Raw genomic sequence first — 22525 nt, forward strand, 5'->3', positions numbered from 1 at the left:
TGCCGTGTTTTCTGCTGATTCTGCGATTACGCAGTCTGTTGACCATCTGGTGTTGCCGGTTTCCGGCCTGGAGTCGACGCGCGACCGTTTGGTATCGCTTGGTTTTACCGTTGCTGCGGATGCCCGACATCCGTTCGGCACCGAAAATGCCTGTGTGTTTTTCTCTGATGGTACCTATCTTGAGCCGCTGGCGATCGGCGACAAGGCGGTCTACAAATCCTCCATTGATGCGACCAACAGTTTTACCCGGCGCGACCAGCTGTTTCGCGCCGCCCGTGGTGCAGAAGGTTTCAGCGCCATTGTTGCCAAGACCTCCGATGCGGTGAGTGACCACGCCCGTTTTGAGGCTCGCCACATGTCGGCTGGCGGCATGCTGCAATTTTCACGACCGATGAAAAAGCCTGACGGCACGACGGGTGAGGGACGTTTCCTGCTGTCTTTTGCCGCCGAGGCGCGCATGCGGGCATTTTTCCTGTTTTCCTGCCAACGGTTGGTGGCGTTGCCGGTCGATCGTTCCGCCCTTGAAAAACATGCCAATGGCGTGAGCGGCATTGGTACGATCATCCTGTCTGCCAAACGGCCAGCAGATTACGCTGTGTTGATTACGGCGGTTTTCGGCAAACCTCCACAGCTGCTTGCTGACGGCGTGACGTTTGAAACACGCAATGCCCGCATCACCATTCTTACCACCGAAGTGGCACAGGCGCTGCCGGGAATGGAGGATGTTGTCATTCCCCATGAATTATACGGTGCCGGTATCGTCTACACAGTTGCCGATCTTGCCGTGACAGAGGCGCTTCTTGCTGCTAATGGCGTGGCATCTACACGCACGGGCGGCCGCATAACGGTAGCGCCTGCTTCTGGACAAGGCGCATTTTTTGCGTTCGAGGAGTAATGTCTGTCATGAAAAACAAACTGGACGTGGTCGCTGGTGAAGGCGCGGGACAGGTGGTGTTTTGCAACACCAAACAATTCTCGCTGATTGCCGGTCCGTGCCAAATGGAAAGCCGCGATCATGCCTTCATGATTGCCGGTACGCTGAAAGAACTGTGCGCCAAGCTCGGTCTCGGTCTTGTCTACAAGTCGTCCTTCGACAAGGCCAACCGCACATCACTGTCGGGCAAGCGCGGCATCGGCCTTGATAAGGCACTCGACGTGTTTGCCGACTTGAAAAAAGAATTCGGCTTTCCTGTTTTGACCGATATCCACACCGAAGAACAATGCGCCATCGTGGCACCTGTTGTCGATGTGCTGCAGATACCTGCTTTCCTTAGCCGCCAGACGGACCTGCTGGTGGCGGCCGCCAAGACCGGCCGTGTCGTCAACGTCAAGAAGGGCCAGTTCCTGGCGCCTTGGGACATGAAGAATGTTCTGTCCAAGCTGAATGAAAGCGGCAACCCCAATGTGATGTTGTGTGAACGCGGTGCGTCGTTCGGTTACAACACGCTGGTGTCAGACATGCGCTCGCTGCCAATCATGGCATCGCTTGGCGCACCTGTTATCTTTGATGCGACTCACTCCGTGCAGCAGCCGGGCGGGCAGGGTGGCTCCACCGGTGGCCAGCGTGAATTCGTGGAAACACTGGCGCGTGCGGCGATTGCCGTTGGTGTTGCCGGCGTGTTCATTGAAACCCATGAAGACCCAGATAATGCGCCGTCCGACGGCCCGAACATGGTGCATCTGAAGGATATGCCACGTCTGCTGGAAAAGCTTCTGGCCTTCGATGCTATCGCAAAGGCCTGATATGCCCAGCTTTTGCTGCACTTTAACTTAAAATTGAGCTTAATTGCGTGGCGGCGTCCCTCATCGGGATTGCCGTCATTGTAATTTCTTGCCCATCCGCTAAGACAGGCTCAGAACGACTGTTCCATTCCCAAGGGAGAGACCATGACCGCTATTACCGATATCATTGCACGTGAAATTCTCGACAGCCGTGGTAACCCGACCGTTGAGGTCGATGTTTACCTCGAAGACGGCTCCATGGGCCGCGCTGCTGTTCCGTCGGGCGCCTCGACAGGTGCACACGAAGCTGTAGAACTGCGTGATGGCGGCAAGCGTTACCTGGGCAAGGGTGTTGAAAAGGCTGTTGATGCAGTCAATGGCGAAATCTTTGATGCTATTGGCGGTTTCGACGCCGAAAACCAGATCCAGATCGACCAGATGATGATTGCCCTGGATGGCACACCGAACAAGTCCCGCCTCGGCGCCAACGCCATTCTCGGCGTTTCGCTGGCGATTGCAAAGGCTGCTGCCGAATCGTCCGGCCTGCCGCTGTACCGTTATGTTGGTGGCCCGAACGCCCATGTTCTGCCGGTTCCAATGATGAACATCATCAATGGCGGCGCACATGCCGACAACCCGATCGACTTCCAGGAATTCATGATTCTGCCAGTCGGCGCTGACAACATTCGTGATTCCGTCCGTATGGGCGCAGAAATCTTCCACGTTCTGAAAAAGGAACTGGCAGCGCAGGGCCACAACACCAACGTTGGTGACGAAGGCGGTTTCGCACCGGGCCTCAAGAGCGCGCCTGAAGCTCTCGACTTCATCATGAAGTCCGTTGAAAAGGCTGGTTACAAGCCGGGCGACGACGTTTTCCTTGGTCTTGACTGCGCATCGACCGAATTCTTCAAGAACGGCAAATACGAGATGGAAGGCGAAGGCCGCACGCTCGAGCCGGAAGCCATGGCTGATTACCTTGCCGAACTGGCTGCCAAGTACCCAATCATCTCGATCGAAGACGGCATGGCTGAAGACGACTGGGACGGCTGGAAGTACCTGACCGATAAGATCGGCTCCAAGGTTCAGCTGGTTGGCGACGATCTGTTCGTGACCAACTCTGCGCGTCTGCGTGACGGTATCAAGATGGGCGTTGCCAACTCGATCCTCGTCAAGGTCAACCAGATCGGTTCGCTGTCCGAGACGCTCGACGCTGTCGAGACTGCACACAAGGCCGGTTACACGGCTGTGATGTCTCACCGCTCCGGTGAAACTGAAGATTCGACCATTGCCGATCTCGCAGTTGCCACCAACTGCGGTCAGATCAAGACCGGTTCGCTGTCGCGCTCCGACCGTCTTGCCAAATACAACCAGTTGATCCGCATTGAAGAAATGCTCGGTCCACAGGCGTCCTATGCAGGTCGTTCGATCCTGCGCGGTTGATATCTGCGTCTGGTGACATGATTTTTAAAAAGCCCGTGCCTTCTGGTTCGGGCTTTTTTGTTCCCGTCTGGCTTGAAAATATCAGACCAAACTCGGCTCTATGGTCAACGGATGGTTAAGCAATCCGCGTTACTGTTGCGAAAAGGTAATGCGTTTCAAGGCTTTTTCCGGAATGTGGACACGACATCACAAGAAAAGAAAATTCGGGCGTTTCGTCGTGCCCGCTATCACAGTCGCTTTTCTCTCTTATTTTGGCTACCACTGCATCCATGGTGAATATGGACTGATTGCGACCGAGCGTTTTGAACGCCAGCGCCTGGCCAGAAGCGGTGAGCTTTCACGCCTGACCGAAACCCGTGTTGCCCTTGAACGTCAGGTTGAAGCATTGAGCGATGGTTCGCTCGAGCGGGACATGATTGACGAAATTGCGCGCTACCAACTGAATGTGTCCCGCAGCGACGAAATTGTCATCCTGAATGGATATTTTTGATTAACTCAATTCAAGTTAATCAACTTTTTCTGTTGAAAATCAGCTATTTAATTTGAATACGAGCCATGCATTTATGGCATTGCTGTGGCGCGCTTTCTTGCATATTGTACGCGCCACATGAACAAGCAACCGGCAACTCAGGGAGGGATCAATGGCGCCACGTAAAACCGCGTCCGTATCCGGCCGTAAGACGACGGCGAAAGCCGCCGCAAAGGACTTCACCGGAAAAAATGCAGCCGAATTCGGCAAAGACGAAGAGCTTCATGCCTACAAGGAAATGTTGCTGATTCGCCGTTTCGAAGAAAAGGCTGGCCAGCTTTACGGTATGGGCTTCATCGGCGGCTTCTGTCACCTTTACATCGGTCAGGAAGCTGTCGTTGTCGGCATGCAGATGTCCCAGCAGGAAGGCGACCAGGTTATCACCGCTTACCGTGACCACGGCCATATGCTGGCAGCTGGCATGAGTGCCCGTGGTGTTATGGCCGAACTCACCGGCCGTCGTGGTGGTCTGTCCAAGGGTAAGGGCGGCTCCATGCACATGTTCTCCAAGGAAAAGCATTTCTACGGTGGTCATGGTATCGTTGGTGCGCAGGTTTCGCTCGGCACTGGCCTTGCGTTTGCAAACCACTACCGCGGCAATGGCAATGTTTCCGTGACGTATTTCGGTGACGGCGCTGCCAACCAGGGTCAGGTTTACGAGAGCTTCAACATGGCAGCTCTGTGGAAACTTCCGATCGTCTACATCGTGGAAAACAACCGTTACGCCATGGGTACCTCGACTGCCCGTGCAACGGCACAGTCCAACTACTCGCTGCGCGGTGAATCTTTCGGTATCCCTGGTATCCAGGTTGACGGCATGGATGTTCGCGCCGTGAAGGCTGCTGCTGACGAAGCGCTTGAACATTGCCGCTCCGGTAAGGGTCCGATCATTCTTGAAATGCTGACCTACCGTTACCGTGGTCACTCGATGTCTGACCCTGCAAAGTATCGCTCCAAGGAAGAAGTGCAGAAGATGCGCTCCGAGCAGGATCCGATCGAACAGGTCAAGGCACGCCTCCTTGAAAAGGGTTGGGCAAGCGAAGACGAACTCAAGGCTATCGACAAGGATGTCCGTGACGTCGTTGCCGACAGTGCCGACTTCGCCCAGAACGATCCGGAGCCGGATGTATCCGAGCTCTACACCGATATTCTGCTCTGATCCGGGGAGAAAGAATCCATGCCTATTGAAATTCTTATGCCTGCACTTTCCCCGACCATGGAGGAAGGCACGCTTTCCAAGTGGCTCAAGAAAGAAGGCGACAAGGTTACCTCCGGTGACGTGATCGCTGAAATCGAGACCGACAAGGCAACCATGGAAGTGGAAGCTGTTGACGAAGGTGTTATCGGCAAGATCCTGATCGATGCCGGTACTGAAAACGTCAAGGTCAACACGGCGATTGCTGTTCTGTTGCAGGACGGCGAAAGCGCTGACGCCATTTCTTCTTCAGCACCGAAGAAGGAAGAGCCGAAGGCTGAGGCTTCTGCCTCTGACGCTGCTGGCGGCAAGGCACGCGAAGCAAGCGAAGAGCCATCTGCTTCCAAGGACGCTGCCAAGGTTCCTGCTGCTCCAAAGATTGAAGTTGCTGCTGACCCGGATATTCCGGCTGGTACAGAATTTGTGTCCACCACTGTTCGCGAAGCTCTTCGTGATGCGATGGCCGAAGAAATGCGCTCTGACGAAAAAGTCTTCGTCATGGGTGAAGAAGTTGCCGAATACCAGGGCGCCTACAAGATCACTCAGGGTCTTCTGCAGGAGTTTGGTGCAAAGCGCGTTATCGATACGCCAATCACCGAACACGGCTTTGCCGGTATCGGCGTCGGCGCTGCGATGACTGGCCTGAAGCCAATCGTCGAGTTCATGACCTTCAACTTCGCGATGCAGGCCATTGACCAGATCGTCAACTCAGCTGCCAAGACGCTCTATATGTCTGGTGGTCAGATGGGCGCGCCAATGGTGTTCCGTGGTCCGTCGGGCGCTGCTGCGCGCGTTGGTGCACAGCACTCGCAGTGCTATGCCGCATGGTACAGCCACATTCCTGGCCTCAAGGTCGTCATGCCGTACACGGCTGCTGACGCCAAGGGTCTGCTCAAGGCTGCTATCCGCGATCCAAACCCGGTCATCTTCCTTGAAAACGAAATCCTGTACGGTCAGAGCTTCGATGTTCCGAAGCTGGATGATTTCGTGCTGCCAATCGGCAAGGCACGCATTCACCGCCAGGGCAAGGATGCGACCATCGTTTCCTTCGGTATCGGCATGACCTATGCGGTCAAGGCTGTTGCCGAACTCGAAAAGCTCGGCATCGACGTCGAACTGATCGACCTGCGCACCATCCGTCCGATGGACCTTCCTGCCGTTATCGAGTCCGTCAAGAAGACCGGCCGTCTGGTAACCGTTGAAGAAGGCTTCCCGCAGTCATCGGTTGGTGACTTCATTGCAAACCAGGTTCAGCGCGCTGCATTTGACTATCTGGATGCGCCGATCCTGTCGATTACCGGTAAGGATGTTCCAATGCCTTACGCGGCCAATCTCGAGAAGCTGGCTCTGCCGAACGTGGATGAAGTCGTACAGGCCGTCAAAACCGTCTGCTACAAATAAGGGGAGGGCGTTTCGATGCCTATCAACATTACAATGCCTGCCCTGTCTCCCACGATGGAAGAGGGTAATCTCGCCAAGTGGCTGGTCAAGGAAGGCGACAAGGTTGCTCCCGGCGACGTGATTGCCGAAATCGAAACCGACAAGGCAACCATGGAAGTGGAAGCTGTCGATGAAGGCGTCGTTGCCAAGATCGTGGTTCCAGCTGGAACCGATGCGGTCAAGGTCAACGCACTGATCGCCATTCTTGCTGAAGAAGGTGAAGATGTAGCGGCTGCGGCCAAGGGTGGCGATGCTGCCCCGGCCAAGGCTGAGGCAAAGGCAGAAGCACCGAAGGAAGAAAAATCCGAGGCTGCGCCTGCTCCTGCCGCTAACGCTGCACCTGCTGCGGCACCGGCACCTGCTGCCAAGGCTGAACCGTCTGGCGAACGCGTTTTTGCGTCGCCACTGGCACGCCGTCTGGCCAAGGAAGCTGGTCTTGATCTGTCTACGGTTTCCGGTTCCGGTCCACGTGGCCGTATCGTGAAGTCTGACATTGAAAAGACCGTTGCGTCCGGTGGTGCAAAGGCTGCTCCGGCAACCGCTGCTGCTGCCGCTGCTTCGGCACCTACCGCTGCAAAGGGCATGAGCGAAGAGGCCGTTCTCAAGCTGTTCGAGCAGGGTTCTTACGAACTTGTGCCACATGACGGCATGCGCAAGACCATTGCTAAGCGCCTGCAGGAATCCAAGCAGACCATTCCGCATTTCTACGTTTCCGTGGATTGCGAACTGGATGCCCTGATGGCACTGCGCGCCCAGCTGAATGCTGCTTCCCCTGAAAAGGATGGCAAGCCGGCCTACAAGCTGTCGGTCAATGACATGGTCATCAAGGCGCTTGCCCTTGCCCTGCGTGACGTTCCGGATGCCAACGTATCCTGGACCGAAACCAACATGGTCAAGCACAAGCATGCTGACGTTGGCGTTGCCGTGTCGATCCCCGGTGGTCTGATCACCCCGATCGTTCGTCAGGCTGAGCTTAAGTCGCTGTCTGCCATCTCCAACGAGATGAAGGATCTCGGCAAGCGCGCCAAGGAGCGCAAGCTGAAGCCTGAAGAATATCAGGGCGGCACGACTGCCGTGTCCAACATGGGCATGATGGGCGTGAAGAGCTTCTCGGCTGTTGTGAACCCACCGCATGCCACCATTCTGGCTGTCGGTGCCGGTGAACAGCGTGCGGTTGTCAAGAATGGCGAGCTCAAGATCGCCAATGTCATGACGGTCACATTGTCCACTGACCACCGTTGCGTTGATGGCGCGTTGGGTGCTGAACTTCTCGGTGCTTTCAAACGCTACATCGAAAACCCGATGGGCATGCTGGTTTAAGAAAAGAGCAGAGCCGAAAACCGCATATGGTTTTCGGCTCGCTGTATTCAGGAGCTGCACGTGACGAAGACTGTTCTTTGCTATGGCGATAGTCTGACATGGGGTTATGACGCGGCCAATATGGGGCGTCATGCGATTGATGATCGTTGGCCGACTGTCTTGCAAAAGGCATTGGGCAATGACGTTGTTGTCATCGCCGAAGGCCTGAACGGCCGTACCACTGTTTATGACGATAACCTGTCTGACTTTGATCGCAATGGTGCACGCACCTTGCCAACGCTGTTGCACAGCCATGGTCCGCTTGATCTCGTCATCATCATGCTTGGCACCAACGATTTGAAACGTGGCCTTGCTGGCGGCGGTTTTGCCGTTGCTGCGACAAGCGGCGTTAAAAGGCTCGTCAGCCTGGTGCGCCGTCACGAATGGCATTTCGGCTCGGATGAGCAACCGGAAATTCTGATCGTTGCACCGCCACTGATCTGCGAAACCGCAAATTCCTATTTCGCGGCAATGTATGCGGGTGCGGTTGAGGAATCCAAGATGCTTGCCTCGCTTTACCGCGATCTGGCGGACGAGAAGGAATGCGGCTTCTTTGACGCCGGTTCGGTCTCTGTTGCCACACCAATTGATGGCGTGCATCTGGACGCAGAAAATACCCGTGCGCTTGGTCGCGGCCTGGAGCCGGTCGTGCGCATGATGCTTGGATTGTAATGCAATTTGACAGGTTTTGATAAGGATCAAGGAGCGAATGCAGCGGGCGTCTAGCCTGACCGTATCAACCGCAAAACGGAGGTTACGGCATGTCGAACACACCGCACCAACTGCCCGAGGAATTTGCTGAATATGTCAGCCTCATTCGCCATCTGCGCGAGCGTGACGGACACTTTCACAGGATCAGCGCCGCTTACGAGGCGCTAAACCAGAAAATTCACCGGGCGGAGACAGGTATCGAGCCATGTGATGATTTTCATATGGCCGATATGCGCAAGCGCAGAATGGTCCTGAAAGACGAAATATACGGGATGCTGACAGCGGCCGAGCCAATACCGGAAGATTTCGGACAATAGGCTTCAAGCCCAGGCTTTGCTCCCGACAAAAGGGTGGAATGCGAATGCCTCGCGCCACCTCAAAAATGAAACAAGGAGTGATAGCCTAAATGTCGAACGCCTATGACGTCATCATTATCGGTTCCGGTCCCGGCGGTTATGTCACTGCCATTCGTGCTGCCCAGCTTGGTTTGAAGACGGCCATTGTCGAGCGCGAGCATCTGGGGGGCATCTGCCTTAACTGGGGCTGCATTCCAACCAAGGCACTGCTGCGCTCTGCCGAAGTGCTTGATAATGCCAATCACGCCAAGAATTACGGTCTGAAGCTGGACGGCACCATCACCGCCGACGTGAAGGAAGTTGTTGCACGTTCGCGTGGCGTTTCCGCTCGTCTCAACGGTGGCGTTGCCTACCTGATGAAGAAGAACAAGATCGACGTGATCTGGGGCGAGGCAAAGCTGACCAAACCAAACGAGATCGTTGTCGGCAAGACGGCCAAGCCTGCCGTTCAGCCACAAAACCCTGTTCCAAAGGGCGTTCTGGGTGAGGGCACCTACACAGCCAAGCACATCATCGTTGCCACAGGTGCACGTCCGCGTGCGCTGCCAGGCATCGAGCCGGATGGCAAGCTGATCTGGACGTATTTCGAAGCGATGAAACCTGACTTCATGCCGAAGTCTATTGTCGTGATGGGCTCCGGCGCCATCGGTATCGAATTTGCGTCCTTCTACCGCTCCATGGGCGTTGACGTGACCGTTGTCGAACTGATGGCCAATGTCATGCCGGTCGAAGATGCGGAAATCTCCGCTTTCGCCCGCAAGCAGCTTGAAAAGCGTGGCCTGAAGATCATCACCGAAGCCAAGGTTTCCAAGGTCGAAAAGGGTGCAAACTCGATTACGGCGCATGTTGAAACCAAGGACGGCAAGATTCAGCAGATCACGGCTGATCGCCTGATCTCGGCTGTTGGCGTGCAGGGCAACATCGAAAACCTTGGTCTGGAAGCACTAGGCGTCAAGACGGATCGCGGTTGCGTGGTCATTGACGGTTACGGCAAGACCAACGTGCCGGGCCTTTACGCCATTGGCGACGTTGCCGGTCCTCCGATGCTCGCCCACAAGGCCGAGCATGAAGGCGTGATCTGCATTGAAAAGATTGCCGGTCTGCCGAATGTTCACCCGATGGACAAGAGCAAGATCCCAGGCTGCACATACTGCAACCCGCAGGTCGCTTCGGTCGGTCTGACGGAAGCCAAGGCGAAAGAACAGGGCCGCGAAATCCGCGTGGGCCGTTACTCCTTCGCGGCCAACGGCAAGGCAATCGCGCTGGGTGAAGACCAGGGCATGATCAAGACCATCTTCGACAAGAAGACCGGTGAGCTGATCGGCGCGCACATGGTTGGTGCAGAAGTGACCGAACTGATCCAGGGCTTCGTGGTGGCGATGAACCTTGAAACCACAGAAGAAGAACTGATGCACACGATCTTCCCACATCCGACCCTGTCGGAAATGATGAAGGAAAGCGTGCTGGACGCCTATGGTCGCGTTCTGAATGCTTGATTGAAATCTGCCGCTCCCTATCTGGAGTAAATCCTTTTGGGGAGCGGAACTTTAACGGAGTAGGTCATGGAAAGTGTTGGCTGGATTGGTGCAATTATCATTGGTGGTCTGGGCGGATGGCTCGCAGGCAAGCTGATGGATATTCGCTTCGGCATTTTCATGAATATTATCCTGGGTATCGTCGGTTCTGTTGTGGCTGTTGCCGTGCTGCGCCAGTTCGATGTTTTCGTGCAGGATAGCCGTCTGGGCTATTTCATCACCGCGTTTCTTGGTGCCAGCCTGTTGCTGTTTGTTGCCAAAATCGTCCGGCGGTAAATCAAGACAGGACAGGTTGTTTCACGGCAACGTGTCCTGAGACCCATTATTTTAGGCCCTTCCAGAAAATCCCCTTACAGTTTTTCTGGAATTGTTCTAATCAGCCGTAAAACTCGGTGAAAGCAGGTTTTCATGGTCACCATTCTCGACAGGACTTCGCAGGAAGAAAAGCGTGTTCGCCACCCGGAAAAGGCTCACAAGCCAGATACCGAGGTTGCGCGCAAACCTGAGTGGATTCGCGTCAAGGCGCCGACCTCGAAAGGGTATCAGGAAACCCGCGAACTGGTTCGTTCTCACAAGCTGGTGACAGTGTGCGAAGAAGCAGGCTGTCCCAACATTGGCGAGTGCTGGAGCAAGAAACACGCGACATTCATGATCATGGGTGAAATCTGCACCCGTGCCTGTGCTTTCTGTAACGTGTCGACCGGCAAGCCGAATCCACTTGATCAGAACGAGCCTGAGAACATCGGCAAGGCCGTCAAGCAGATGGGTCTGTCTCACGTCGTTATCACCTCCGTGGACCGTGACGATCTGGCTGATGGTGGCGCTGAACACTTTGAAAAGGTGATCTGGGCGATTCGTGCGGCATCGCCTGGCACAACCATCGAAATCCTGACGCCAGACTTCCTGAAGAAGCCAGGCGCGCTGGAGCGTGTTGTTGCGGCCAAGCCTGACGTGTTCAACCACAATATGGAAACCGTGCCGGGCAATTACCTGACGGTTCGTCCGGGTGCGCGTTACTTCCATTCGGTACGTTTGTTGCAGCGGGTGAAGGAACTGGATCCGACCATGTTCACCAAGTCCGGCATCATGGTTGGCCTTGGCGAAGAGCGTAACGAAGTGCTGCAGCTCATGGACGACCTGCGTTCTGCCGATGTGGATTTCATCACCATTGGCCAGTATCTGCAGCCGACCCGCAAGCACCACAAGGTCGAGAAGTTTGTCACGCCGGAAGAGTTCAAGTCTTACGAGACTGTGGCTTACACCAAGGGCTTCCTGATGGTGTCGTCCAGCCCACTTACCCGTTCTTCGCACCATGCCGGTGATGACTTTGCGCGTCTGCGTGCCGCACGTGAGAAGAAGCTTCTCGTTGCTGCCGAATAATCGGGACAACGGCCTGATCAGGACAATAAAAAAGCGCCTCAAGGGCGCTTTTTTTATGGGGTGCATTTCCGCTTGTCAGTCGGCTGCCACATCACAGGCGGCAGCCTTTTGCGTCATGCTGTGGTTTCTTCTTTCGCGGTGGACTCGCCACGCTTGCGCTTGCGAAGTGTCGGCTTGTTCTCGCGCGCTTCACATTTGGCAACATCGATAAGATAGGCCAAAACAGGCATGCCATTCATCGATGCCAGTTGCTTTGCGGATTCAAGAAGGTTGATGATATTTGAAAAATCGTCCATCGGCTCACTCGGCAGGTCAAACCTGAATTGTTGTTAAGGCAAGTATTCTTCGGATGTCCGATACAGAAACAAGTTGGGAGGCTTGCCTCGTTTGCACCCAAAAGATGTACTCATTGTGGCAAATCAATAGCAATCCTGTAGGCATGGTTGCAATAGTCAATTTCGGGAAGCTGCATTGAGGTGAGGGGTATGATGCAGAAAATTGATGAAGCGCAAAAAGCGGCAAGTCTCATTCGACAGGCATCCCGCATCATGGTGGTTGGCTGCTCAGGTGGCGGAAAAACAACGCTTTCTCTCAAGCTGGCCGCAAAATTCGGGCTGGAATATCAGTCGATCGATCGTGACATCAGGTGGTTACCCGGTTGGCAGCAGCGGGACAGGGTTGAGCAGCACGCATTGCTCGAAGAGCTGATTGCGCGGGATCGCTGGGTGATGGATGGCAGCAATCCATCGACCTTTGACATTCGTTTGCCACGCACCGACATCGTCATCTGGGTGCGCATGTCGCGCTTTGTGTGCCTGACCGGCATTGCCCGCCGCGTGGCACGTTATTATGGCACAGTCAGGCCGGCTATGGCGGATGGCTGTGCGGAGCCTTTGCCGGACGGGGAGTTCCTGGAATATATCTGGAACTTCGAGAAGAAATACGCGCCGGCTTTCTTGCGCAATTTTGAACGATACGGCCCCGATGTGCCGATCTTTCAGGTGAAATCACGCCGCGACATGCAAAGGCTTCTTGATATTCTGATGCTCGCAGATTAACTGCGGACTATGCCGCAGTTTGAAACCAGTCGCCCCGTCAAGCATTCCCCAGAACGCATGTATGCTTTGGTTGCCGACGTTGAGCGATACCCCGAATTTCTGCCTCTGTGCGAAGGCCTGACCGTGCGTTCCCGCAAGGAACGGGACGGCAAGGCGCTGCTGATTGCGGATATGACGGTTGGTTACAAGGCGATCCGCGAAACCTTCACCACACAGGTTCTGCTGAATGGCAATGATCTGGCCATTGATGTGAAATATCTCGATGGCCCATTTAAATATCTCGATAATCGCTGGCGCTTCGAGCCAATGGACGATGGCGGTTGCTCGGTTCACTTCTTCATCGATTACGAATTCAAAAGCCGCATTTTAAGTGCCGTCATGGGCACGATGTTTGACCGGGCCTTCCGGATGTTTGCCGAAGCCTTCGAGGCGCGGGCCGACAAGATTTACGGCACCTGATTATTTTGCTCCAGACACGTCCAGCAGCATTTCCAGTGCCGTTTTGACGGTGGCGAGACGCACTTGATCACGACCAATGTCGCCGTAGCGCATTTCGCGGTGCAGGATCGCGCCGTTGCGGCTCATCGCCGCCAGATGCACAAGGCCAACCGGCTTGGCGTCAGAACCGCCGCCCGGACCGGCAATGCCGGTGACCGCCACGGCGTGGCTGGCCCTTGAGCGCAGCAGCGCACCCTGGACCATCTGCAATGCGGTCTCTTTCGACACCGCGCCGAATGTTTCAAGCGTTTTGTCTTGTACGCCCAGCATGTCGGCCTTGGCCTTGTTGGTGTAGGTGACAAATCCCCGGTCGACCACAGCGGATGAACCGGCGATTTCGGTCAGTGCGCCGGCAATCAGACCGCCGGTGCAGCTTTCCGCCGTCGAGACCATCTCGCCACGGGCCGTGCCGTGCGAGATCATCTTTTGCGCCAATGCTGCGATATCGTCCGGGAAGATGCTCATGCCTGGCGGCCTTGATAGACCACGGTCGCAGTGGCAATGGCGGCAATGCCTTCCTTGCGGCCGACAAAGCCGATCTTTTCATTGGTGGTGGCTTTGACCGAGCAACGGTCCAGTGTGATGCCGAGAATTTCCGACAACATTTCGCGCATGGCCTGACGGTGCGGGCCGATCTTCGGTTCTTCGGCAATTAGCGACACATCGGCATTCATGATGGTGCCGCCATTTCCGCGCACGACGTTGGCAGCATGTTCCAGAAAGATGCGCGATGCGGCACCCTTCCACTGCGGATCGGATGGCGGGAAGTGGTCGCCGATGTCGCCTGCGCCGCAGGTGGCCAGCAGGGCATCGGTCAGCGCGTGCAGGGCAACGTCAGCATCCGAGTGTCCCATGAGTTTCTGGTCATGGGGAATGAACACGCCGCACAGGGTCACGCCATCACCTGGCTCAAGCTGATGAACATCATAGCCGTTACCTGTGCGTACATCCGGCAGTGCCTGGGTGAGTTTTTCATCGGCCATGGTGATATCCCGTTTCAAAGTCAGTTTTACATTGTCGACCAGCCCTTCGACGAGCTTGACCGGCAGCCCCGCCCATTCGGCAATCGAGGCATCGTCGGTAAAGTCATCCCGTCCGGAAGAGGCGGCCTGTTCGTGGGCGTGCGTAATTGCCTGATAGGCAAAAGCCTGCGGTGTCTGGGCGGCGTAAAGGCCAGCGCGCGGTACGGTCTCTTCGCTGTAACCGGCGGCCGAGCCACGCTTCAGCGTATCGGTGACAGCAAGCACGGGCAGGGCGCTTTGGGCACCTTGCGACAGCGTGTTGGCCACGCGGTCCAGAAGATCGTGATCGATGAAGGGCCGCACGGCGTCATGGATCATGACGTGGCTAAGGTCATCCGGCGCCATGGCTTTCAGGCCAGCGAGGACGGATTGCTGGCGGGTTGCGCCACCAAGCACGGTGCGAATGCGGTCGCCTGCATCGAGGCGTTGCAGCACGGGGGCAATCAGGTCCTTGTCGTCTGGATGAATGACCACGGTGATGGCAGGGGATTTTGCCCAGGCCAAGAAAACCTCAAGCGTGTGCTCAATGACGGGCTTTCCTCCAATCAACCGGTATTGTTTCGGTCCATCCTGCGGGGAGCCTGCCCGTTCGCCACGGCCAGCGGCAACAATAATGACGCCGGTTTTCATGCTGTCTGTCTCACTTCTCTCATCAATTGATCCAAGATGCTGTCTGCTCGTAAAGGAGTTGACTTGAGCGGTCCAGAGTCCCAAACAACAAAAGGCTTTTGCAGCCTTGGCGTTGCTTGGTCAAAGGCTTGAGAGTAAATCGATCATTTGCCCGGTTTTTAAGATCACGCGCGTCGTTATCACGCCTCTGCAATCCCTGATCTTTATAAAAGCAGCACATTGCCGTGTGAAAGTGCTTGGCAACTGCGCAATATATGTCTAAAAATAATGCAAAGCATAATTCTGCACGAAAGATCATCAATTGCCCATCCCGGAGTTGTCAGCGCCTTTTAATATCGGCTCCGTAACCGTTCGTAACCGGGCTGTCCTTGCGCCTATGTCGGGGGTAACTGATCTGCCGTTCCGGCAGATCGCCTGGCGTTTCGGTGCCGGGCTGGTGGTAACGGAAATGGTGGCAAGCCGCGAGCTGGTGGCCAACCGTGGTGAATCCTGGGCGCGGCTGAGAAACGCAGGCATGACGCCGCACATGGTGCAGCTGGCCGGACGTGAGGCGCACTGGATGGCCGAGGCTGCCAAGATCGTTGAAGCCAATGGCGCAGATATCGTCGATATCAATATGGGCTGTCCAGCCAAGAAGGTGACGGGCGGTTATTCCGGCTCTGCGCTGATGCGTGACCCTGACCATGCGCTGACGCTGATCGAGGCGACAGTCAATGCCGTCAAGGTTCCAGTAACATTGAAGATGCGTCTTGGCTGGGATGAGAACTCCCTCAATGCGCCAGAGATCGCACGGCGTGCACAGGATGCGGGCGTGCAGCTGATTACCATTCATGGCCGCACCCGCATGCAGTTTTACGAGGGACGGGCCGACTGGGATGCCATTCGCGCCGTTCGTGATGCCATTTCCGTACCGTTGATTGCCAATGGCGATGTCGAGACGGTGGAAGATGCCAAGGAAATTTTGCGCCGCTCGGGTGCCGATGCGGTGATGGCGGGACGTGGCGCACAGGGCCAGCCGTGGTTGCCAGCCGTGCTTGCCGGACATGACGGCCCTGCGCGACAGGATATCGCAGCCCTCGCCGTTGAACATTATGAAATGATGCTTGAGTTTTATGGGCTTGAGGCAGGGTTGCGCCACGCGCGCAAACACCTTGGCTGGTATCTGGAAAGGTTCGCGCCGCACATGGCGGGACAGGACAAGGCAACGATCATGACATCGAAAAATGCAGCGCAGGTCACGCAGATGGTGCGTGCTGCTCTGGAAGAAGGCGCAGCATTGTTTGCTGCAAGGAAGGCAGCATGACTGTTCCGACACATGATCCGGCAGCCAGCAATGCGCTTGCCATGGCTGTTCTCAACGCGGTGCAAAATCCGGTGGTTCTGGTTGATGCCGAAGGATTCATCGCCTTTGCCAACTGGGAAGCGGAAGCGTTTTTTGGCGCCAGTGCCGCCCATCTGGCACGGTACCGAATCTCGACCTTCATTCCGTTCGGCAGTCCGCTGCTGGCGCTGATCGAGCAGGTGCGCGAACGTCGCGCGCCGGTCAATGAATACCGCGTGGACCTGAGCTCGCCGCGGCTTGGCCAGGAAAAGCTGGTTGACCTTTACGTGGCACCGGTTGTCAGCGAACCCGGCTCGGTGGTTGTGGTGTTTCAGGAACGTTCGATGGCCGACAAGATCGACCGTCAACTGACCCATCGTGCCGCTGCCCGTTCGGTGTCCGGCCTTGCCTCGATGCTGGCCCACGAAATCAAGAACCCGCTTTCGGGCATTCGTGGTGCAGCACAGCTTCTCGAGACATCGGTTGCCGATGATGACCGTGCGCTGACACGCCTGATCTGTGACGAGACCGACCGTATCGTGTCGCTGGTTGACCGTATGGAAGTGTTTTCCGACGAGCGTCCCGTGGACCGCGTTCCCGTCAACATCCACTCGGTGCTGGATCACGTGAAGGCTGTTGCCAAGGCGGGCTTTGCCCGCAACATCAAGATCAGCGAAAATTACGATCCGTCCTTGCCGCCGGTTTATGCCAACCGCGACCAGCTCGTGCAGATTTTCCTCAATCTGGTCAAGAACGCCTCCGAGGCGATTGGCAACCAGCAGGATGGCGAAATCGTTCTGACCACAGCTTACCGTCCGGGCATCCGGCTTTCGGTTGCCGGAACGCGTGAGCGTATTTCGCTGCCGCTTGAGTTTTGTGTGGTGGATAATGGTCCCGGCGTTCCGTCGGACCTTTTGCCGTATCTTTTTGACCCGTTCATTACCACCAAGACCAATGGCTCCGGCCTCGGTCTGGCGCTGGTGGCCAAGCTGATTGGTGCCCATGGCGGCATTATCGAATGCGACAGCCAGAACCATCGCACAACATTCCGTGTTCTCATGCCCGTTTCACCGGAAATAGCGCAGGAAGAGCGTACAATTCCGAACCCGACAGGAAATACCCCATGACAGCGACGATCCTTGTGGCCGACGATGACGCGGCCATCCGCACTGTGCTTAACCAGGCTCTCAGCCGAGCCGGTTATGACGTGCGTATTACTTCCAATGCCGCCACATTGTGGCGCTGGATTTCTGCAGGTGAGGGGGACCTGGTTATCACCGACGTGATAATGCCTGACGAAAATGCATTTGACCTGCTGCCACGCATCAAGAAGGCTCGTCCCGAACTGCCCGTGCTCGTCATGAGTGCGCAGAACACCTTCATGACGGCCATCAAGGCGTCGGAAAAGGGTGCCTATGATTATCTGCCAAAGCCATTCGACCTGACTGAGCTGATTGCCATCATTGGTCGCGCCCTGGCTGAGCCGAAGCGCAAGCCTGCCAAGCTGGATGACGACATGCAGGACGGCATGCCGCTGGTCGGCCGCTCCGCTGCCATGCAGGAAATCTACCGCGTGCTGGCGCGTCTGATGCAGACCGACCTGACGCTGATGATCACAGGTGAATCCGGTACGGGCAAGGAACTGGTGGCACGGGCGCTGCATGATTATGGCAAGCGTCGCAACGGTCCTTTCGTGGCGATCAACATGGCGGCCATTCCGCGTGACCTGATTGAATCCGAACTGTTCGGCCACGAAAAGGGTGCCTTTACCGGCGCACAGAACCGCTCCACCGGCCGGTTTGAGCAGGCCGAAGGCGGTACACTGTTCCTCGATGAAATTGGCGATATGCCAATGGATGCACAGACCCGACTGTTGCGGGTGCTGCAGCAGGGCGAATACACCACTGTTGGCGGTCGTACACCGATCCGCACCGATGTCCGCATTGTTGCTGCCACCAACAAGGATCTGAAACAGTCCATCAATCAGGGTCTGTTCCGTGAAGACCTTTACTACCGCCTTAACGTGGTGCCGCTGCGCCTGCCGCCGTTGCGTGACCGTGCAGAAGACATTGCCGATCTGGTGCGCCACTTCATCCAGCAGGGTGAAAAGGAAGGACTTGAAGGCAAGCGATTCGAAACCGAAGCGCTGGAACTGATGAAGGCCTATGCCTGGCCTGGCAACGTGCGCGAGCTGGAAAACCTTATTCGTCGTTTGATGGCTCTTTATCCGCAGGAAGTCATCACCAAGGAGATCATCGATTCGGAATTGAATTCCGATGTGCCTGAACGTCCGATGGACAAGATGAATGTCCGCACCGGTACGCTAACAATCTCGCAGGCCGTGGAAGAAAATATGCGCGAGTATTTCTCCGGTTTTGGGGACGATTTACCGCCTGCTGGCCTCTATGACCGTGTCCTGCGCGAGATGGAATATCCGCTTATTCTCGCGGCTTTAACGGCCACGCGGGGCAACCAGATCAAGGCAGCCGATCTTCTCGGTCTCAACCGCAACACGTTGCGCAAGAAAATCCGTGAGCTGGGTGTCTCGGTGTATCGTAGCTCGCGTACGACCTGAGATATTGACAGGCGCGAAATTCTCGTTGCATTTTCGCCACATTGTGTTGCTTGAAAAACACGCGGGACAATTTCATCAGAGTGATTCCGCTGTCAGGCTGCCATTGGACAAGTGGCTGCAATCAGGAGAATTGAATGCGAACACCTGCCGCCGACTACGCTGCGGACAGTGACGTGAGTGATGCAAGTGTGAAAGACCGGCGCATATCCTTTGCGTTGCCCGGTCTTTTGCTGGCTGGCGCTGCGCTTTCGTGCGCCATCTTCTCCCTGTTTATTCTCGTTGGCCTGACCCCCATTTCGCCAACATCCAACGTTGTGATTGGCCTTGGTGTCATCAACGGCTTGTTCGTGCTTGGCCTGATGTATCTGATCGGTCGTGAAGTCAGCCGTCTGCTGAAAGCCCGCCGGGTGGGACGCGCCGCTGCGCGCCTTCATATCCGCATCGTTGTGCTGTTTTCGATTGTGGCGATTACACCGGCGGTTCTGGTGGCGATTTTTGCCAGTATCACCCTCAATGCCGGTCTTGATCGCTGGTTCTCGATCAGAACCCAGTCGATTGTGGAATCCTCCAGCAATGTGGCGCAGGCCTATATGATGGAAAATGCCTCCTATGTTCAGGGGCAGACGCTTTCCATGGCCAATGACCTCGAGCGCAACCGCGCTCTTTTCTATCTCGACCGTACCGGTTTTGTGGACCTGCTGACACGGCAGGCGAAGGGCCGTGGGCTACTTGGCGCGTTTTTGGTGCGTGAAGATGGCGATGCCATCGTGCAGGCAAATATCGAAACGGAAAAACCACTGCCAGCCATTCCGCAGGATGCGTTGGAAAAGGCCGCTGCCGGTCAGCCGACGCTTATTCCGCCTGGCATTACCAACCTGGTTGGCGCCATCATCAAGCTCGACAGCATCGGTGGCACGTTCCTTTATACCGTGCGCGCGGTTGACCCGAAGGTCATGGTCGCCATGCGGTTGATGGATGAAAACCGCGATGAATACAAAGCCATGGAGGCGGGCCGCGCCTCGTTGCAGGTGGCCTTTGCGATTCTTTATCTCGGTTTTGCGCTAATCGTGCTGCTGGCCGCCATCTGGACCGCCATTGCGGTGGCCGACCGTATCGTGCGGCCGATCCGCCTGTTGATCGGTGCGGCTGACAGTGTGGCAACCGGCAACATGAATGTGCTGGTGCCAGTGCGCGCCGTTGACGGCGACGTTGGAAGGTTGTCGCGCACCTTCAACAAGATGATTTCGGAAATCCGCACCCAGCAGCGCGAAATTCTCGAAGCCAAGGACGATATCGATGCACGCCGGCGCTTTATCGAGGCTGTGCTGTCAGGTGTGACAGCGGCGGTTATCGGTGTGGATGAGGACCGGCAGATCACCATTGCCAATCCATCGGCCGAGGATTTCCTCGCCATGCCATCCGACAAGCTGATGGGCGTGAAGTTGGGTGATGCAGCGCCTGAGATCGATCAGGTGGTGACTGAGGCTGCCGTCTGGTCGCGTGGTGAGTTCCACAAGCAGATCAACATCATGCGACGTGGCAAGGAACGGGCGCTCAACGTGAAGGTAACGCGCGAAGCGGCCCGTGACGCCTATGTCATTACGCTTGATGACATTACCGATCTGGTGATTGCGCAGCGCTCTACCGCTTGGTCGGATGTGGCGCGCCGTATTGCCCATGAAATCAAAAACCCGCTGACGCCGATCCAGCTGTCTGCCGAGCGCATCAAGCGCCGCTTCGGCAAGCAGATTGCCGATGAGGATCGGCAGGTCTTTGACCAGTGTACCGACACGATCGTGCGCCAGGTGGGCGATATCGGCCGCATGGTCGACGAGTTCTCGGCGTTCGCACGCATGCCGAAGCCGACAAAGGAAAAGTCCGATCTACGCGATATTCTGAAGGATGCGGCATTCCTGCGGGAAATTGGCGCAAGCCACGTGAAGATCAGCACCGAACTGGGTGAAGATGCCCAGAACGGGTTGTTTGATGCACGTATGCTGGGGCAGGCTTTTGGCAATCTGATCAAGAACGCTGTCGAGGCGATCGATGCCATTGACGTTGATGGCGGCGAGCGTCGTGAAGGCCGAGTTCTGGTGCGCAGCCAGTTCGATACGGATCACTTCGTGGTTGACGTCATCGACAACGGCCGTGGCCTGCCAGCTGAAAATCGGCACCGCATTCTGGAGCCCTATATGACGATGCGGGACAAGGGCACCGGCCTTGGTCTGGCAATCGTCAAAAAGATTATTGAAGAGCATGGCGGGCAGATCGAACTGCATGATGCACCCGCCGATTTCGACCATGGCCATGGTGCCATGATTAGAGTGATTCTGCCGCATCTTGATGCGACCGAAGCAGCAAGTGACAAGGAAGTGGCCTATGGCGTCTGATATTCTGGTCGTGGATGACGAAGCTGACATTCGCGAGATTGTTGCGGGTATTCTGTCCGATGAAGGGCATGAAACACGTATGGCGCATGACGCCGACAGCGCGCTTGCAGCGATTTCGGAACGCGTGCCGAGGCTGGTGTTTCTGGATATCTGGATGCAGGGCAGCCGTCTTGACGGTCTGGCATTGCTGGATGAAATCAAAAGCCGCCACCCGGACCTGCCGGTGGTGATGATTTCCGGTCACGGTAATATCGAAACGGCCGTCAACGCAATCAAGCGCGGTGCGTTTGACTTCATTGAAAAGCCGTTCAAGACCGACCGCCTTATTCTGATTGCTGAACGTGCGCTGGAAAACTCCAAGCTGAAGCGTGAAGTGCAAGAACTGAAAAAGCGCACCGGTGATTCGGCGGAACTGATCGGTGCGTCGCTTGCCGTATCGCAACTGCGCCAGACCATTGATCGTACAGCCCCGACCAATAGCCGTATCATGATCCTTGGGCCTTCCGGTTCCGGCAAGGAGCTTGTGGCGCGCATGATCCACAAGAAGTCCAGCCGTGCTTCCGGCCCGTTCGTGGCGCTGAATGCCGCGACGATTACGCCGGACCGCATGGAGATTGCGCTGTTTGGCACCGAAGGTCAGCCGGGACAGCCGCGCAAGATCGGTGCGATGGAAGAGGCGCATCGCGGTATTCTCTACCTTGATGAGGTCGGGGAAATGCCACGCGAAACACAGAACAAGATCCTGCGCGTGCTGATCGATCAGCAGTTTGAACGTGTGGGTGGCGGCAAGCGGGTGAAGGTGGATATCCGCATCATCTCGTCGACAGCCTATAATCTTGAAAGCCTGATTGCCGAAGGGCGTTTCCGCGAAGATCTCTATCACCGTCTGGCGGTGGTGCCGGTCAAGGTCCCTGCCTTGTCGGAACGCCGAGAGGATATTCCTTATCTGGTCGACATGTTCATTCGCCAGATTTCCGAGCAGGCCGGTATTCGCTCACGCAAGATTGGCGATGATGCGATGGCCGTGCTGCAGAGCCATGACTGGCCCGGCAATATTCGCCAGCTGCGTAACAATATCGAGCGGTTGATGATCCTGGCGCGTCCTGAAGGTGGTGATCCGACGATTACTGCCGACATGCTGCCGTCCGATATTGGCGACATGCTACCGAAGATTTCCGCGCAGGGTGATCAGCACATCATGACGCTGCCACTGCGTGAAGCGCGTGAAATGTTCGAGCGGGATTATCTGGTGGCGCAGATCAACCGGTTCGGTGGCAATATTTCCCGCACGGCAGAATTTGTCGGAATGGAGCGTTCCGCACTGCATCGCAAATTGAAATCACTCGGCGTATAAGCATCGGGAA

The 22525-nt window shown here is 56.2% G+C and carries 22 protein-coding genes; 19 read left to right on the top strand and 3 right to left on the bottom strand.

Features of this window, described 5'->3' with window-relative positions:
- The first annotated feature begins 4 nt into the window (after positions 1-4).
- The 12 genes from M2418_RS08565 to lipA all read left to right on the top strand — a co-directional run bounded on the left by M2418_RS08565 (position 5) and on the right by lipA (position 11667).
- Positions 5-895, top strand: a complete 891-nt coding sequence (locus tag M2418_RS08565) for a VOC family protein (protein ID WP_259145998.1) — start codon at positions 5-7, stop codon at positions 893-895.
- A complete protein-coding gene (gene kdsA / locus M2418_RS08570) occupies positions 895-1743 on the top strand; it encodes a 3-deoxy-8-phosphooctulonate synthase (protein WP_259146000.1) in 849 nt (282 codons plus the stop codon). The genes M2418_RS08565 and kdsA overlap by 1 nt, the downstream gene beginning before the upstream one ends.
- Positions 1744-1887: 144 nt before the next feature.
- Positions 1888-3162, top strand: a complete 1275-nt coding sequence (gene eno / locus M2418_RS08575) for a phosphopyruvate hydratase (protein WP_259146002.1) — start codon at positions 1888-1890, stop codon at positions 3160-3162.
- A gap of 172 nt (positions 3163-3334) precedes the next feature.
- Entirely contained in the window at positions 3335-3652 is a 318-nt protein-coding gene (locus M2418_RS08580) for a septum formation initiator family protein (protein WP_259146621.1), read from the top strand.
- A gap of 151 nt (positions 3653-3803) precedes the next feature.
- Positions 3804-4850 (top strand): pyruvate dehydrogenase (acetyl-transferring) E1 component subunit alpha, encoded by a 1047-nt coding sequence (gene pdhA / locus M2418_RS08585; RefSeq protein ID WP_192488718.1) that lies wholly within the window; start codon positions 3804-3806, stop codon positions 4848-4850.
- An 18-nt stretch (positions 4851-4868) separates the two neighbouring features.
- Positions 4869-6287 (top strand): pyruvate dehydrogenase complex E1 component subunit beta, encoded by a 1419-nt coding sequence (locus M2418_RS08590; RefSeq protein ID WP_259146003.1) that lies wholly within the window; start codon positions 4869-4871, stop codon positions 6285-6287.
- 15 nt (positions 6288-6302) lie between these two features.
- Complete coding sequence (locus tag M2418_RS08595) at positions 6303-7646, top strand: pyruvate dehydrogenase complex dihydrolipoamide acetyltransferase (RefSeq protein ID WP_259146005.1); 1344 nt, start codon at positions 6303-6305, stop codon at positions 7644-7646.
- A gap of 60 nt (positions 7647-7706) precedes the next feature.
- Positions 7707-8357: an SGNH/GDSL hydrolase family protein gene (locus M2418_RS08600; protein WP_192488721.1), complete on the top strand. Its 651-nt coding sequence runs from the start codon at positions 7707-7709 to the stop codon at positions 8355-8357.
- Between the two features lie 89 nt (positions 8358-8446).
- A complete protein-coding gene (locus M2418_RS08605; protein ID WP_259146006.1) occupies positions 8447-8713 on the top strand; it encodes a YdcH family protein in 267 nt (88 codons plus the stop codon).
- 89 nt (positions 8714-8802) lie between these two features.
- A complete protein-coding gene (lpdA, locus tag M2418_RS08610) occupies positions 8803-10248 on the top strand; it encodes a dihydrolipoyl dehydrogenase (RefSeq protein ID WP_259146007.1) in 1446 nt (481 codons plus the stop codon).
- 66 nt (positions 10249-10314) lie between these two features.
- Positions 10315-10563 carry a GlsB/YeaQ/YmgE family stress response membrane protein gene (locus M2418_RS08615; protein ID WP_259146009.1) on the top strand — a complete coding sequence of 83 codons (249 nt, stop codon included), beginning with the start codon at positions 10315-10317 and terminating at the stop codon, positions 10561-10563.
- A gap of 132 nt (positions 10564-10695) precedes the next feature.
- Positions 10696-11667 (top strand): lipoyl synthase, encoded by a 972-nt coding sequence (gene lipA, locus M2418_RS08620; protein WP_259146011.1) that lies wholly within the window; start codon positions 10696-10698, stop codon positions 11665-11667.
- A gap of 113 nt (positions 11668-11780) precedes the next feature.
- On the opposite strand, the gene M2418_RS08625 is transcribed toward lipA, so the two are convergent.
- Entirely contained in the window at positions 11781-11963 is a 183-nt protein-coding gene (locus M2418_RS08625) for a hypothetical protein (RefSeq protein WP_192488726.1), read from the bottom strand.
- 192 nt (positions 11964-12155) lie between these two features.
- Here M2418_RS08625 and M2418_RS08630 point away from each other — a divergent pair, with 192 nt between their 5' ends.
- Together M2418_RS08630 and M2418_RS08635 are read left to right on the top strand one after the other, a co-directional pair.
- On the top strand, positions 12156-12725 hold the full coding sequence (locus M2418_RS08630) for an AAA family ATPase (protein WP_405049407.1): 570 nt from the start codon (positions 12156-12158) through the stop codon (positions 12723-12725).
- Between the two features lie 9 nt (positions 12726-12734).
- Complete coding sequence (locus M2418_RS08635; protein WP_250981711.1) at positions 12735-13184, top strand: type II toxin-antitoxin system RatA family toxin; 450 nt, start codon at positions 12735-12737, stop codon at positions 13182-13184.
- Here the strand turns inward: M2418_RS08635 and M2418_RS08640 are convergent, their stop codons facing one another.
- Both M2418_RS08640 and M2418_RS08645 read right to left on the bottom strand, forming a co-directional pair.
- The gene (locus M2418_RS08640; RefSeq protein ID WP_259146013.1) at positions 13185-13688 is read right to left on the bottom strand and encodes a CinA family protein; all 504 of its coding nucleotides are present in this window, start codon (positions 13686-13688) and stop codon (positions 13185-13187) included.
- The gene (locus M2418_RS08645; protein WP_250981709.1) at positions 13685-14875 is read right to left on the bottom strand and encodes a bifunctional 2-C-methyl-D-erythritol 4-phosphate cytidylyltransferase/2-C-methyl-D-erythritol 2,4-cyclodiphosphate synthase; all 1191 of its coding nucleotides are present in this window, start codon (positions 14873-14875) and stop codon (positions 13685-13687) included. Before M2418_RS08645 ends, M2418_RS08640 begins: the two co-directional genes overlap by 4 nt.
- Before the next feature lie 316 nt (positions 14876-15191).
- Here M2418_RS08645 and dusB point away from each other — a divergent pair, with 316 nt between their 5' ends.
- The 5 genes from dusB to M2418_RS08670 all read left to right on the top strand — a co-directional run bounded on the left by dusB (position 15192) and on the right by M2418_RS08670 (position 22515).
- The gene (gene dusB / locus M2418_RS08650; RefSeq protein ID WP_312945989.1) at positions 15192-16178 is read left to right on the top strand and encodes a tRNA dihydrouridine synthase DusB; all 987 of its coding nucleotides are present in this window, start codon (positions 15192-15194) and stop codon (positions 16176-16178) included.
- Positions 16175-17323 (top strand): nitrogen regulation protein NR(II), encoded by a 1149-nt coding sequence (locus tag M2418_RS08655; protein WP_192488732.1) that lies wholly within the window; start codon positions 16175-16177, stop codon positions 17321-17323. Before dusB ends, M2418_RS08655 begins: the two co-directional genes overlap by 4 nt.
- Entirely contained in the window at positions 17320-18771 is a 1452-nt protein-coding gene (gene ntrC, locus M2418_RS08660) for a nitrogen regulation protein NR(I) (RefSeq protein ID WP_250981708.1), read from the top strand. Before M2418_RS08655 ends, ntrC begins: the two co-directional genes overlap by 4 nt.
- 134 nt (positions 18772-18905) lie before the next feature.
- The gene (locus tag M2418_RS08665; protein WP_250981707.1) at positions 18906-21161 is read left to right on the top strand and encodes a PAS domain-containing sensor histidine kinase; all 2256 of its coding nucleotides are present in this window, start codon (positions 18906-18908) and stop codon (positions 21159-21161) included.
- The gene (locus tag M2418_RS08670; protein ID WP_259146014.1) at positions 21151-22515 is read left to right on the top strand and encodes a sigma-54 dependent transcriptional regulator; all 1365 of its coding nucleotides are present in this window, start codon (positions 21151-21153) and stop codon (positions 22513-22515) included. The genes M2418_RS08665 and M2418_RS08670 overlap by 11 nt, the downstream gene beginning before the upstream one ends.
- Positions 22516-22525 lie beyond the last annotated feature (10 nt).

Origin of the sequence: Rhizobium sp. BIGb0125, from assembly GCF_024810055.1 — a bacterium.
In the GTDB taxonomy this organism is placed as follows: Bacteria; Pseudomonadota; Alphaproteobacteria; order Rhizobiales; family Rhizobiaceae; genus Agrobacterium.